We start from the raw sequence: 15,164 nt of genomic DNA on the forward strand, positions 1-15,164 counted from the left end.
CCTCTAACCTATATTTTAAAGATTAATACGATGGATTTTGTTTAATAACACGATTCCCCGCATCTATAGATTCTGTCGGAATTGGCAGAATAAATTTATCTGAGTTTGTAGCCGATGCTTTTACATCTGATACTTTAAATCCAGAACCAAATCCGTCAGCATAATCATATCTGATTAAGTCATACCACGTTTCTCCACCTTCAGCATACAATTCGGCTAATTTTTCGTAACGAACTGCTGTTAAAAATTGAGAAAGCGAAATTGTATTTGGATAAGTTTCAAAACCATTTCCTCCTGTTGTTACCGCTCCTGCTCTGGTTCTAATCGTGTTTATTGCCTGAAGTGCTTCTGGAGTTACTGCGTTATTAGCTCTTGCACTTGCTTCTGCCAAAATCAAATATACTTCTGCTATACGCATATGGTAAAATAATTCGTTGGTTCCTGTAATAAAATTAGAGGTGTATTTTGTGGTATAATATCCACCGTAAGATACATTTGTGATAAAGATTGATGTTCTACCTGCATCATAAGTAATGTTTTGCGCTCCAACTGTCATGCTTCCTGCAATGGCATCTTTATAAACTTGCGAAATATTAGCAGAAAATCCACCGTAGTAATTACCGATTCCAATTCCCTCGTTAGATACTCCTGCAGTACCAAACAAAATTTCTGAGCTTGTAAAAATAGCAGCAGAATCATGATCGTCAAAAATAGCTCCGTAAGTAGGTTCCAATTTAAAGTTTGAACCTCCGTTAGCAATAACATCCTGACACAAAGTAACCGCATTAGCATAATCTCCTTTGTATAATAATACTCTAGCTTTTAGGCCTTTTGCAAAAGTTTTATTGGTGTATTTTTTACTTCTTAAATCAGGAGCATTTGCAATTCCTTCATCCAAATCAGCAATAATTGCAGTATACGTTTCAGCAACTGTATTTCTTGGACTGATTTCTGAGTTTCTAACCGGTTTTGTTCTTACCAAAATACCATATTCTGAGTTCACGTCATAAAATTGTCCAAAAGTACGGAGCAAGTAAAAATGTCCTAACGCTCTTAGAATTTTAGCCTCAGCCAAAATCTCTGCTTTTCTGCCTGGAGTAGTAAAAACTTTATCGTCTAATGCACTTACTTTTTCAATAAGCCAATTGGTGCGATTGATTAAATCGTATAGTCCTCCGTAGATATATTTTGTATCAGTAGCCCCAGTTGCAAGCGGATTATTAGTTGCCCATCCAACTGGTTCAGGTCCTGTAGAATATTGACCATTATTACTAAAGCCACTCATAATATCTGCCATTAAGTAAAATATCGGAAATGCACCTCCGGAACTTTTTTGTCTAAAGGCGGCATATGCACCTGTAAGAGCCAACTCTGCAGATGATTCGCTATTAATTGCAGTATCAGCTTCTAATGCGTATGGCGGTTTGTAATCCTCTAAATCTTCTGTTAACTGGCAGGAAGCTGTAGTAAACAATGCAGCACTTACTAAACCTATGTATATATATTTTAATTTTTTCATTTCTGTCTTTTTTACAATTATTTACTATTAACTAGAAAGTAACATTTAGAGAAAATGTAAAAGTTCTGACGTTTGGATAAGATCTTCCATCATCTCTCACAAAACCAGTTGATCGGTTAGCAAATGAGCTCGAAATAACATCTTCTGGATCAAGCCCAGGATAATCTGTAATCGTGATTAAGTTATTACCGCTTAATGCTAATCTTACTTTGCTAAGTCCTGTATTCTTAAACAAACTTGAAGGTAAATTATAACCTATAGAAGCAGAACGTAATTTAATATAAGAAGCATCTACAACTGCTCTTGATGTAGCAATGTAACCATGTGTTGCTGAACCGTAAGCTGCATAAGGTGCGTTTGGATTCTCTGGAGTCCAAGTATCAAAAACTTCTCTTGTTGGATTAGTAAGAGCATCAGTATAATACAGATTTGAAATTTTTTCGTACTGTCTTTGCGCTCCTTGGGAGAAGTTCCAGTTCATACTAAAATCCCAGTTTTTATAGGTTACACTATTGTTCCATCCTCCAAAATAATCTGGATTAATGTCTCCAATCGGACCTCTATCATCTGTTGTAATTTTTCCGTCGCCGTTGATATCTTTAAAAATATAATCTCCAGGTTTTGTCAAGGTACTTTGGTAAACACCTCCTGCAGCAGTATTAAGTGCATCGATTTCTGCTTGTGTTTGTGCAATTTTAATTACATCATAACCTGTAATTACACCAAGTGGCTGCCCTTGAATAACAGTTTGAGATCCTGCACTTCCAGAGTATAAATTATCTACATTATTTTTTACTGTTGAAATATTGAATGAAGAGTTCCATCTGAAGTTTTTGTTTCTAATAATATCAACTCCAATTAAAAATTCCCAACCTTTGTTTGAAACATCTGCCACATTGGTATTCCAGCTGATAGATCCTGTTTCGTAAGGAAGCTGCGTAAATAAGATAATTCCAGAAGTGTTTTTTTCAAAGTAAACCAACTCTCCTGTTACTCTATTATTAAACAAACTATAATCGATCCCTAAATCTAATTGTTGTGTTTCTTCCCATTTAATTTTAGAATTTGGAACACCTGTTACAGCGATACCATTTTTTCCATCGTAAAATGAATCTCCATTTTCTAATGACTGATAATAAGCTAAATAAGTAAACGAAGGCAAGTTATCAGACCCCGTTCTACCAATAGAAGCTCTCAATTTTAATTGATTGATAACCGAACTTTCTTTTAAGAAATCTTCATTATGCATATTCCAGGCTAAGGCTCCTGAAGGGAAAAATCCATAACGATTATCTGGTCCAAACTTCGTTGATCCGTCTCTTCTGGCTGTAAAGGTTGCCAGATACTTAGATTTGTAACTGTAATTAACTCTTCCAAATATAGAGTTAAGCCCTTGTTCTACAGCTTCACTTTCAACACTATCCGTAAAATTAGAAGAACCAATATTAATTAAAGTATCATCATCTGGAAATCCTCTATAATGTTGTGCTTGTGCGTCGTATCTTGTATGATTCCAAGAAACTCCTGCAACGGCATCAATTCTATGATTTTCGGCTATTGTTTTATTGTAACTTAATGTATTTTCAAAAGCAGTTGTCCATCCTTCATTTCTCTGCACATCTAATCTTGCCCCTGGTCTGTCATAGTACATTCCGTAAAATAAGGCATTTGTACTTTTTGAAGTACTGAATTCGTTTGATTCATCCGAATTTACCGAAGCATTTAATTGAGATTTAAATTTTAAACCTTTAATAATCTCTACTTCAGCATAAATAGAACCAAGCAAATTTTTAGAGATTGCTTTTTTTCTCATCTGCATTCCGTCTCCTAAAGCAGTATATTGTTCTCCATAATTTCCAACAAAAGTAGAATAAGAACCGTCTTCATTAAACGCTGGAAGATCTGGTCTGAAACTTCCAAGAGCAAGAGAACTAAATCCTTTGTTTTTATTTACCGAATAGTTGTAATTAACCGATCCCCCAACTTTAAAAGAGTTTGTAATGTTTGCATCTAAATTGGTACTGAAGGTATAACGCTTAAAGTCATTTTCGATCATTACCCCTTCCTGATCCGAAATTCCGGCAGACATCATGTAATTTACTCTTTCGCTTCCGCCATTTACGTTAAAGCTATATTGTGTCCATAAAGCATTTTTGTTGGTAATTAAATCCTGCCAATTCGTATTGGCTTTTCCAAAATAAGTATTTGGACTGTTTACTATAGCATATTCCGTTGGAAAATAGGACCAAAAAGCTTCTGGATACCCATTTAAAGTTTGTTGTGCCGTTTTTTTAGAGAAAGCGATATACTCATCTGCAGATAAATAATTGTATGTTTTTACTGGATTCTGAAAGGTACTCGCAGCATTAAAAGAAAATTTTGGCGCCTGTCCTCTTTTTCCTCTTTTAGTCGTTACAATGATAACTCCGCTTGCCGCTCTCGAACCGTAAATGGCTGCCGCAGAAGCATCTTTCAAAACGTCGATACGTTCAACATCATCTGGATTAATTGCCAAAAGAGGATTTTCTCTTGAACCATAATTAATCAAACCTAAACTTTCAGAATTTGGCGTAACTGAAATTGGAGTTCCGTCTATCACATATAAAGGCTGGTTATCCCCTCTAATCTGTGTTAAACCTCGAATGTTTACAGAAGAACCTGCTCCTGGCGCTCCACCTCTGCTGGATACATTAACACCCGGAATTTTTCCAATTAAAGCATTATCAATAGTTTGTGTTTTAATTTGCTGAATATCTTCTGAAGTAATAGAACCTACCGAACCTGTAAGGTCTTTCTTTTTGGTTGTTCCATAACCAACCACCATTACTTCTTCAAGAGCACTTACTTCTTCTTTTAATACAATCGAATAATTGGTTTTATTTTTAGTAATTTGTTCGGTATACAATTGGAATCCCATACCGCTTGCTACTACATAATAACCCACTTCGGCTGTAATACTAAAAGTTCCGTCAAAATCAGTTGTAGTTCCTCGCAATACGAAATTTTTCCCCATGTCTTCACCAGTTGGTTTATAGCTGGTCACATAGACTGTAATTCCTGGAACTGGCTGACCGCTCGGATCAGTAACTTTTCCTTTTATTTCTACAACTTCGCCCGGTTGAGCTATCTTTTTTGGAGCAACTTCCTTTATAATTATGGTATTATTGGATGCTACTTCATATTTAAAATTTCCTCTCGAAAGGCTTTTTTCCAAAAGGCTATTAACAGTTATTGTTCCTTTTTCAAGATCTATTTTTGGAAGATCATCAAACATATTCGAACGGTAAACAAACCTGTATTTCGTTTGTTTTTTAATAAGTTCAAAAATCTGATCTACAGTTGCTTTTTGGTCATTCTTAATTACAATTTTAACATTTTGTGATAAAAGTTCTAATGGAGTAAAGCTGAAAAGCGCCAGAGAAAGAAAAAGAATAATGGTTCGCATAATTAAAGTTGAAATGCTTTTTCTTGTGCAGAAAACAGCTTTAATAATTTTAATTTTCATAATTTTGGTTTTGGTTTATCAGTTAATCTTGAATTAATTATAAGTCCTATCACGGGAAAAGCTGGTTTGTTCTTCGACCCACGAACCACTTTTCCCTTTTTTTATCAACTTACAATTTTCTTTCTTACTTAAAAATTACAGTCTTTTGGTTTATTTCATACGCTATTTTGTTAGTGTTACTAATGATATTTAAAATTTCCTCTATCTTCTGGTTTTTATCCAATATTCCGTTAAATGTGCTATTTTCTATAGCCTTGTTTTTAAATTCAGTTTTGATGTCATACCATCTTTCCAAAACTTTCATAATATCTTTTAAAGGCATTTCCTGAAAACTAAAAATTCCTTCTTTCCACGATACTTCATTAAATACATCTACTGCAGTCACACGAATATTGTGATTTTCTAACACAGACTGATTTCCTGGTTTTAGAACAGTAGTATTAAAAGAACCTGATAAGTTGACTTTACCTTCAACAAGTGTCGTATAAATAGTTTCTGAGTCCTGATAAGCCTTGATATTAAATTCAGTTCCTAAAACTTCTACATTCTGATTTTGCGTTATAACATTAAAATGTGATCCTTTGTGAGCTGTACTTGGCGAAACATCGAAATAAGCTTCTCCATAAACCAGTTCAACTTGGCGCGGTTGTCCATCTGTAAAATTCACAGGAAATTTCAGTTTTGATTCTGAGTTTAGCCAAACTTTTGTTCCATCTGCCAGATTTATAAAAAACTGTCCGCCTCTTGGAATCGTCAAATAATTGTAAGCAATAGTGTTTTTTGCAGATTCATTATTTTTATAAACAATCTCGGTTCCGTTACTGTGTACTCCTGTAGAATTGTACACCGATCCTTTACCTAAAGCAACTTGTTCACCATTTGCTAAAACTAAAATTGCTTTGTCTGTTCCCGGAGCAATTACCGATTTTGTCGCAACAACTTTCTCGGACTGTTTTTCTCTTAAATGATTTTTAGAAAAATAAATAGTAAATCCTAATACCAGCACAGCAGCTGCAGCACCATATCTCCAGATGTGTAATTTTCTTACTGGAACTTCAATTCTATCCTGAATAGCAGCCCAAGCTTCTTTTTTATTAATCTGTTGCAATAATGCAGCACGTTTTTTTAGCAATTTTTCGTCGGTAAGATGCTCTAGTATATATTCCTTATCCGAATCGGTAAAAAGATCAGAATCGGTAAGAGCCTCTGGTTTCTCTCGTTTTAAAATAGAGGAAGCGGTACGGCTGGAAAGGTCAAGTATTTTACTGAAAATAGACATCTTATAATGTGTTATATATTACTAAGACGACAAAAAGAAAAAGGAGGGTGAAAAAAGATTAAAAAAAAATTATATTTTTTTTAAGCTATTGTAAAATACTATGAATTTTTAACAGTGCTAATTAAAATTAAATGCTTAAAAAGCATTAATTTCTGATCTCGAATACAAATGCAATAATGAAGAAACAATCTTTCAATAGCGGTTTTAAGCGCTTGTAGGCAATCTTCTTCTGCGTTTTAATGGTATTTAAAGAAACACCTAATTCTTCTGAAATTTCAGTATTACTTAATCCTTTAATACTCAATTTTATAATTTGAGCACATTTAGCAGGTAAGGTATTCACCGCTTTTTCTATCAGCATAGAAGTTTCAGAAATCATTACCTCTCTTAAAAAAAACGGATCAGTTTCGATTTGAGCAAAATCTGTTTCGCCAATAGACAAGGTGGCTTTGTAATGCTTACTTTTTAAATAATCAAGAGATCTGTTTTTTACAGCAGTATACAAATATGATTTGATTGCAGTATCATTTTGAAATTCGATTCTATCTTCCCACACCTTAATAAAGACTTCTTGAACAATATCTTTTGATACTTCTATATTCTCAATATACTTGTTGGAAAATAAGCACAACGAAGGATAGAGCGTATTGAAAACGCTTTTATATTCCTTTAATGTTAAAATCTGAACGCCCATACTTTCCTTTTTGAAGACTTAAAATTAAGTTCTAATTCTTCTTTTTAATTTCTAATTATTAAGAAATTGCATTTCTAAGAATAATTTAATTCATCTTTTTTTAATGCTAATATAAATAAATTGTTAATTGACCCGCAAAGTGCATGCAATCCGAAAAATGCTCCTGCTCCTTTCCTTTCATTAAAAATTTACTATAAATAGCTATCCAATCTCATCAAATACTGTGTTTTTTACGATTTTGATATTTAATTTCAACAAAAATTAGCTGATTTTAAAAAAGGCTAATTTAAATAAAAATTACACATTTAATACCTAAAGTAAGATTATACAACATTTTTAACATTTAATAATCGTACATTCCAAGATATATTCAAAAAATAATAAAGGAAAAATTACGGGGAAAATAATTTTAGATTAATTTTAAATAGTAAAATTTCAATCTCCTCTCTTTTCAAATTCTTTGTTATTCTTAAATCAAAATCATGATAACGGTTACAAATTTATATAAATTCTATAGAATTGGTAGATATAATATATTCTTAATTTGTTAAATTTATAACTATCATAAATTAACCAACCGTAACAAACTAATATTCTGAATATTGCATTTTAAATATAATTAAATAATTAAACTAGAAAGAAGAGCTTCTTTCAGAAAATTCTCAAAATACTATTCTCTACCCGACTATTTTATGTCAAAAATTCAAGAAATGATTTATAGTCTGTCAAAAAATAATATATTTGCGGTCAACACACAACAAATGAGAAACCAAATTATTTCCCTAATTATTATCAATATTATTATCGATCGATAGTAGTACGGGGATTTTATATAAAAGTATTTAACATACCATATTTTAAAACCTCCCAACACGGGAGGTTTTTTATTTAGAGCCAACATGAAGAATTTCGCATCAATTATTATTATCAATATTATTATTCATCTCCCGTGATGAGTCAGGATTGTATTGCATAATAGAAACCTTTCTCGTCTTACTGAGAAAGGTTTTTTTTTGATCCTATCTGAAAAAAACAAAAGATTCATAATTATAAAAACTTAAACAACTCAATAATCAATTTCCAATGAAAACACAATACACCTTAACGTTTTACACCGAAGATCAAATGGGATTAATCAATAAAACTGCCGTCATTTTTTCGAGAAGAAAAATCAGTTTTGAAAGTCTTAATATTTCTACTTGTGAAATTAATGGTATGTACAGATTTACAGTCGTGGTTACGGAGACTTTAGAAACAGTAAGAAACCTGGCACTTCAAATGGAGAAAGTTATCGATGTTTATAAATGCTATTACAATACCAATCAGGAAATTGCATACACGCAGACTGCTTTATTTAAACTTCCTACTGCCGCTATAACCAATGAAAAGGCTCAGGAAATAATAAAAAAGTACAGTGCCCTCTTTACTGTTATCGAAAGAGAATATACTGTTATTGAAGTTACTTCTCACGAAACAGAAATCGACAAATTGACTCAATCTTTAACAACATACGGACTTATAGAGTTTGTTAAAAGTCCGCGAATTGCTTTAATCAAATCGGAAAAAGGTTTTAAAGATGAATTTGAAGGTTTCTAGATGTTTACAATTTACAGAATTCAGTCATTTAAAGTACTACATTGGTCATTTGTCTAATTTTAAATGCAGTAAAGAAAAAGATTGTTTACTTAGTGTAATCAAGTTTAGATTATCTTTAAACTATTGTTATTCAATTCTTAAAAACAAAAAACATATGCAGTCTCGCCGAAAATTCATAAAAAATGCTGGAATTTTTTCAGCTGGTTTATTTGCCATTCAAACTGATGCACTGGGATTTAATTCGAATCTTTTTGAGTTTCCTTTAAAAGATTTTATATCCCAGAGACCACCACTTGAAAAACGAAATTTTACCAGCAAAGCGATTGAGGCCGCGATTGTAAAAGTTAAAAAGCAGATTGCAAATCCTGAACTGGCTTGGATTTTTGAAAACTGTTTTCCAAATACTCTTGATACTACCGTTGAATTCGAAATTATAGACGGAAAACCCGATACTTATGTGATAACAGGCGATATCGATGCTATGTGGTTACGCGATAGCACGGCACAAATCTGGCCTTATATTCCGTTTGTAAAAGAAGATCGTAAATTGGCAGAATTGGTAAAAGGTGTTATTAATCGTCAAGCGAAATGCATTCTTCTGGATCCTTATGCGAATGCATTTTATAAAGATTTTAATAAAGAAAGCGAATGGAAAAATGATATTACCGACATGAAACCGGGAATTCATGAAAGAAAATGGGAAATTGACAGTTTGTGTTATCCTGTAAGATTAGCACATGGCTATTGGAAAGAAACTGGTGACATTTCTATGTTTGACAGTCATTGGAAAGAAGCTATGAAATTAATTCTAAAAACTTTCAAAGAACAACAGCGAATGGATGGCAAAGGAGGTCCTTACAGCTTTCAGCGCCAAACAGCTTGGGCAACAGACGGAGTTCCATTGTCGGGTTATGGCTATCCTGTAAAACCATGCGGACTGATTGTTTCTACTTTTAGACCAAGTGACGACTCTACCCTATTTGGTTATTTGATTCCGAGCAATATGTTTGCTATCGAAATATTGGGTTATCTGATGGAAATTTTCTCTCTTCCTGCTTTAAAAGATAATGATATCGTAAATGAAGCCAAAGAACTGAGAGAACAGGTTCAAAAGGGTTTGAATGAACACGGCATTATCAATCATCCTCAATTTGGAAAAATCATTGCTTTTGAGGTTAATGGATATGGCAGTTTTCATATGATGGATGACGCTAATGTGCCTTCTCTTTTGTCGCTTCCGTATTTGGGAGCTATTGCACCAGACGATCCTTTGTATCTTAATACCAGAAAACTTGTATTGTCTGAAAATAATCCGTTTTTCTACAAAGGAACTGCAGGCGAAGGTATTGGAGGTCCCCATACCGGTGTAGATACGATTTGGCCGATGAGTATTGTTTTGAGAGCCATTACGAGTATTGACGAAAAGGAAATTAAAAACTGCATTAGCACTTTGATTAAAACCAATGCTGGTACCGGATTTATGCATGAATCTTTTCATAAAAACGATGTGACTCAATTTACCAGAAAATGGTTTGCGTGGGCCAATACTTTATTTGGCGAAATGATCGTACATACGAGTCAAAAATATCCTCAAATTTTGAAAGACAAAAATTTCTAAAAACACTTTATTTTCAAAAAAGTAAAGCCTTCAGAGTTGAAGGCTTTTTTGTGTTGCGTTTCTATCGCTTTTTATTGAATAAAACTCAAAATATCGGCATTAACTCTATCCGCATCGGTTGTTGGTATTCCGTGGCAAAGTCCTGGATAAGTAATCAACTTACCGTTTTTAACTAATTTCGCTGCTCTTAAAGCCGTTACTTGATAAGGAACTATCTGATCATCTTCTCCATGAAGTATCAAAACGGGAAAATCCACACTTTTTAAATCTTCTGTAAAATCGGTTTCAGAAAATGCTTTTATACAATCGTAATGTGCTTTTATACCACCATTCATCCCTTGACGCCACCAATTGTCCTGAATTCCTTTTTTGATGTTTGCCCCTTCCCTGTTATAACCATAAAACGGAAAAGTAATATCTTGATAAAACTGTTGTCTGTTGTTTGCAGTATTAAAACGAATATCATCAAAAACTTCGATTGGTACTCCATCTGGATTGTTGGCATCTTTAATCATATACGGAGTCACCGCACTAATCAAAATAACTTTTGATACACGGCCTTTACCGTATTTAGCCGCATAATGAATCGCTTCTCCACCACCTGTTGAATGGCCAATATGTATCGCATCTTTTAAATCTAAAAATGCTGTCAATTCTGCAACGTCTGCTGCATAAGTATCCATTTCGTTACCTGTATAAGTCTGTGTAGATCTTCCGTGTCCTCTGCGATCATGGGCAATAACACGAAATCCTTTGTCAAGGAAAAATAACATTTGTGCATCCCAGTCGTCTCCTGAAAGCGGCCAGCCGTGATGAAAAAATATAGGTGTTCCTGTTCCCCAATCTTTGTAATAAATCTCTGTTCCGTCTTTTACTGTAATTTTAGCCATATTAATTTTCTTTATTAGTTATTATTTATAGATTTTCATACCATTCTAAAATATAATCTGCTACTTCTTCCCAACCCGGTTCTCCACAGATAAAATGACTTTTACCTTCAAAAATTTTCAAGTTAACCTGACTGCTTTTGTCTTTGTATTTTCCAGCAAGGGTTGTAGTGAGAGAGGCAGGAAAAATGGCATCACTTGCGCCTCCAATAAACAAAATAGGTTTATGTGGTCTTCTGAAATCAATATTCGAAAAAGAGTTCAATACCAATTCCCGACTTACTTTATAGCTTTCAGGAACTGCAACTGCATCAAAAGCTTTTGCTCGGTCGCTCTGTGGCAGTGTATTAAAAAAACATCTGTCGTACCATTCACGGCTTCCCATAAAATATTTAGCAGAAGAAAAAAAACCAAAAGCAGGAAGTGCCGACTTTAATGTGGTGAAAGGTGGAAATACATTTTTTGGTGGTGCACCATCAATACTTACTGCTGCTGCTACTTTTTCTAATTCCAGTAATTTCATCGCTGCCATTCCGGCCATTGAATGTCCAATTACTAAAGGTTTTTCAAGCAGACTATCCGCCAGTTTTGCAATATTATTTACAACATCTATAAAACCTGTTTTAATGAGATCAGGATGAACTGTTTTTCGTAGATCTGACGGATTTCCATCATGACCAGGATTAGCAGGTGTGTAAACGGTATAACCTTTCTCCTCATATCTTTCTTTCCACTTTTCCCAACTAATATTATTAACAAAGTTTCCGTGTATAAGAATAATGTTTTTTGATTTTTTCATAAAATTGATATTTAATTAGTAAATAGCTTTTTATAATCACTACAAGCCGGTTTTTTCAAAACTGTACAGAAAGTCAAATATGGAAATCATGTCTCATTTTTCACAATGAAAAGTCATGCTTTTTTCAGTCAATCCAATAAAAACCAAAGAACCAAAACAAATATCTAATATACTAAAAATCAATAAAATACAATTTAAATTTAATTAAATTATTGTAAACTCTTCCTAGTCATCTCAAATAAGATAAAACAAAAAAAATCACACAGATTAAAATAGATTACATCTGTGTGATTTTAGTTGAAAAAGTCTTTTTCTATTATTTTTCTAAAGGCAATATAAATTTAAAAGTACTTCCTTTTCCGAGCTTGCTTTCTGCCCAAATTTCGCCTTGGTGTTTCTTTATAAATTCATGACAAAGCAATAATCCTAAACCATTTCCCATTTCATTTTCTGTTCCTTTCTGGATTACTTTTTCACTGATTTTAAAGAGTTTTTCTTGTATGTTAAGCGGAATTCCAATACCATTGTCCCGAATTGAAACTTCGGCTTTTTTATTGCATTTTTTTAATTGAACTACAATTTCGCCTTGTTGTTCTGTAAATTTAATTGCGTTAGTCAGCAGATTTCGTAAAACAGTATCAATCATGTCTTTGTCCATCCAGACATTGACGATTTCATCTGCTTCAAATGTAATTTCAATATTTTTATTTAAGGCTGTATTGTTATTCAGTTGAATGTTCTCTTCAATCAAAGCATTTAAAGATACCTTTTTAGGATTGTATTCTATCATTCCGCTCTGCATTCTAGACCAGTTCAAAAGGTTTTCGAGCAATTTATAAATATTTTTATTGGATTCGTATTGCATTTCGGTAATCTCCTTGATTTCCTCCCGACTATAATTATCAATTTCCTGAGCTAAAATTTCAGATAAAGCGAGCGATGAGCCCAATGGTCCTTTTAAATCGTGGGCAATTATAGAAAAGAATATATTTTTATCCTTTAGCAGTTTCTGTATTTTAAGATCTTGTTTTTCCTTCGCCAATAATAAAAAACCAATGGTTCCGATAAGAGTTAGTAAAAACAATCCGATACTATACAAGGTTTCAAAAGAACTTTGTCTAAAGAAATCCTGCTGTGGCATTGTATAGGTATAAACTGCTCTCATCAAGATCAAAACTTCAAAAGCAACATAACAAAGTAGATAAAAAATACGAAATAAATTAGTCGTTTTTTCTTTAAAATATCCTATTGTTGGAGGAAGGTAAATAGCAAATATTCCCAGAGAAATAATGACAATACGGTCATTTATAGAGCCACCTAAAAAAGCTGAAATATTAAAAGCCAGGATGGCAGCAATGGTCAAACCAATTTGCAGACGATAACGTCTGTTAAATTTAGGTTTAGTCATCGAAATGATTGCTATTGTCTCATAACAACAACCGGAAAGAATTACTGTATTGGCAAGATTAATGGAAATAAAATCCGATGCTATACCTCTTAAAAAAATCAGTACCCAACCTATAGTTAATAATACTTTTCCAAATCCAAACGTATTTAATTTTTTTCTGTTTTCAGTAGAAGCATACGATAAGGAATAACTAAAGATCAGAATGCAGACAAATAAGTTTCCCCAAAAATAAAGAAGAAAAATCGTTTTAGGATCGAGGGGTAATAATTTGAACATTTATGTATTTTCAATATAATAACTGTTTTACAAATATACAAATTAGAAATAAAAAACCCCGCATCATCAGGGCGATACGGGGTTTTTCCTTAAGATTTTTATTACTTTCTAAAATCAGGTTATTTTCTTGAAGATAGAAGTAAAAAAATATTTTATTTTACATCAAACCATAGTTTGGTTGTCAACACATCTTTTCCTTGTACAGATATGGCATTTTGGTAATTAACTCCATTTAATGATTGCTCTGTTCCTGGGTAGAAAAAACGTGAAGGAATCTTACCATCCAAAACTGTATTTGGTCCAGCAGTTAATACTGGATAATCTAATCTTCGCCATTCTGTAAAAGCATCTAAACCTTGTCCGAAGAAGGCAATCCATTTTTGAGTTCCGATTGATTTAGCGTAATTCGATGCATCATATTTTACACTTGCCTGATTAAGGTAATTGGTAATTGTTGTGGCATCGGTAATTCCAAACTGATTGAATGATGCTGTAATCGCATTTTTGTAAAGCTGTTCTGCATCTCCAGAAATAAAACCTCTTGCAGCAGCTTCTGCCAAATTGAATAAGACTTCTGAATATGAATAAATTACCGCTGGTGATGTCGATGTCAAGAAATAAGTTCCTGGTTTTGATGTTTTAGCAAAACCTTGGCTATTGGCATCACTGTTTGATAAACCGTTACCTCCACCAACGTATGTACCAACACTTGCATCTGATGGCAGTTGTGCGTAAACTGGTAAACGAGGATCTGAGAATTCTTTTAATTTATCTACCATAGTTTTCGAAATACGGAAATCATCACGAGTTTCAAACCAAGCCGAAGCCGGATTTTGTTGTGGTGAACTGATATACGTAAATTTAAACGTATCGTTATTGCTTGCAAGTACTCCTGCTGCATCACTTGTCGCGTCAATTGCAGCTTGTTTAGCCAAAGCTGGTTCTTTATCAGAAATTCTTAAGGCAATACGCAAACGAAGCGAATTCACAAATCTTTTCCATTTCACAATATCTCCTTTGTAAACTAAATCACCCGTTACAGTACCGTTTGTTGTTGCTAATAAAGACTGAGCTTGTTTTAAATCTTCAAGCAAACCTGTATACACGTCTTTCTGACTGTCGTAAGCTGGTGTAACTTTCTGACCTGCTTCTTTATACGGAATACTTCCGTAAGCATCTGTCAATAATAAGAATGTCCATGAACGCAATGTTAAAGCAATTCCTTTATAATTAGAATTGGCCTGAGCCTCAGGAAAATTAATAATCGTATTCAAATCTGTAATTAAGGTTGCATAACCTGTATTCCATAAAGAAGTGAATGAAGTATTTGAAACATCGTATCTGTCTGGCTCTGTATACTGGATTTTAGCCCAATGCTGTACAAACAATAAAGACGAGTTAAAATTATTTGCATCTCCCCAATATAAGTCAGCTCCTTGTTTTAGTGTTCCTGTCAACAAGTAAGGCGCCAAAGGTGTTTCGGTTGCATTTGGATTCTTGTTGATATCATCCAACGTATCACTGCATGAAGTCAGTGTCAATCCAAATAAGAGTATATATGATAGCTTTTTTAGCATGATTTC

Annotated in this window: 10 protein-coding genes; 2 read left to right on the top strand and 8 right to left on the bottom strand. The window is 33.5% G+C overall.

The features are described from left to right. Positions 1 to 22: 22 nt before the first annotated feature. The 4 genes from NQQ59_RS02740 to NQQ59_RS02755 all read right to left on the bottom strand — a co-directional run bounded on the left by NQQ59_RS02740 (position 23) and on the right by NQQ59_RS02755 (position 6,997). Positions 23 to 1,519, bottom strand: coding sequence for a RagB/SusD family nutrient uptake outer membrane protein (locus NQQ59_RS02740; RefSeq protein ID WP_144213374.1), 1,497 nt, complete (start codon positions 1,517 to 1,519; stop codon positions 23 to 25). 31 nt (positions 1,520 to 1,550) lie between these two features. Beyond that, the gene (locus NQQ59_RS02745; protein WP_144213376.1) at positions 1,551 to 5,024 is read right to left on the bottom strand and encodes a SusC/RagA family TonB-linked outer membrane protein; all 3,474 of its coding nucleotides are present in this window, start codon (positions 5,022 to 5,024) and stop codon (positions 1,551 to 1,553) included. A gap of 124 nt (positions 5,025 to 5,148) precedes the next feature. Further along, complete coding sequence (locus tag NQQ59_RS02750; protein WP_144213378.1) at positions 5,149 to 6,303, bottom strand: FecR family protein; 1,155 nt, start codon at positions 6,301 to 6,303, stop codon at positions 5,149 to 5,151. 145 nt (positions 6,304 to 6,448) lie between these two features. Next, on the bottom strand, positions 6,449 to 6,997 hold the full coding sequence (locus tag NQQ59_RS02755) for an RNA polymerase sigma-70 factor (protein ID WP_144213380.1): 549 nt from the start codon (positions 6,995 to 6,997) through the stop codon (positions 6,449 to 6,451). Positions 6,998 to 8,080: 1,083 nt separating this feature from the next. Here NQQ59_RS02755 and ilvN point away from each other — a divergent pair. Together ilvN and NQQ59_RS02765 are read left to right on the top strand one after the other, a co-directional pair. Further along, positions 8,081 to 8,593 carry an acetolactate synthase small subunit gene (gene ilvN, locus NQQ59_RS02760; protein WP_144213382.1) on the top strand — a complete coding sequence of 171 codons (513 nt, stop codon included), beginning with the start codon at positions 8,081 to 8,083 and terminating at the stop codon, positions 8,591 to 8,593. A gap of 154 nt (positions 8,594 to 8,747) precedes the next feature. Continuing rightward, on the top strand, positions 8,748 to 10,211 hold the full coding sequence (locus tag NQQ59_RS02765) for a glycoside hydrolase family 125 protein (RefSeq protein ID WP_144213384.1): 1,464 nt from the start codon (positions 8,748 to 8,750) through the stop codon (positions 10,209 to 10,211). A 71-nt stretch (positions 10,212 to 10,282) separates the two neighbouring features. Here NQQ59_RS02765 and NQQ59_RS02770 read toward each other — a convergent pair whose 3' ends face one another. The 4 genes from NQQ59_RS02770 to NQQ59_RS02785 form a co-directional block, all read right to left on the bottom strand. Then, entirely contained in the window at positions 10,283 to 11,101 is an 819-nt protein-coding gene (locus NQQ59_RS02770; RefSeq protein ID WP_144213386.1) for an alpha/beta fold hydrolase, read from the bottom strand. A gap of 25 nt (positions 11,102 to 11,126) precedes the next feature. Further along, positions 11,127 to 11,897, bottom strand: coding sequence for an alpha/beta hydrolase (locus tag NQQ59_RS02775; protein ID WP_144213388.1), 771 nt, complete (start codon positions 11,895 to 11,897; stop codon positions 11,127 to 11,129). A gap of 316 nt (positions 11,898 to 12,213) precedes the next feature. Continuing rightward, a complete protein-coding gene (locus tag NQQ59_RS02780; RefSeq protein WP_144213390.1) occupies positions 12,214 to 13,581 on the bottom strand; it encodes a sensor histidine kinase in 1,368 nt (455 codons plus the stop codon). Between the two features lie 152 nt (positions 13,582 to 13,733). Next, positions 13,734 to 15,158, bottom strand: coding sequence for a SusD/RagB family nutrient-binding outer membrane lipoprotein (locus NQQ59_RS02785; RefSeq protein WP_144213392.1), 1,425 nt, complete (start codon positions 15,156 to 15,158; stop codon positions 13,734 to 13,736). Positions 15,159 to 15,164: the final 6 nt, after the last annotated feature.

It is taken from the genome of Flavobacterium panacis (assembly GCF_024649945.1).
In the GTDB taxonomy this organism is placed as follows: Bacteria; Bacteroidota; Bacteroidia; order Flavobacteriales; family Flavobacteriaceae; genus Flavobacterium; species Flavobacterium panacis.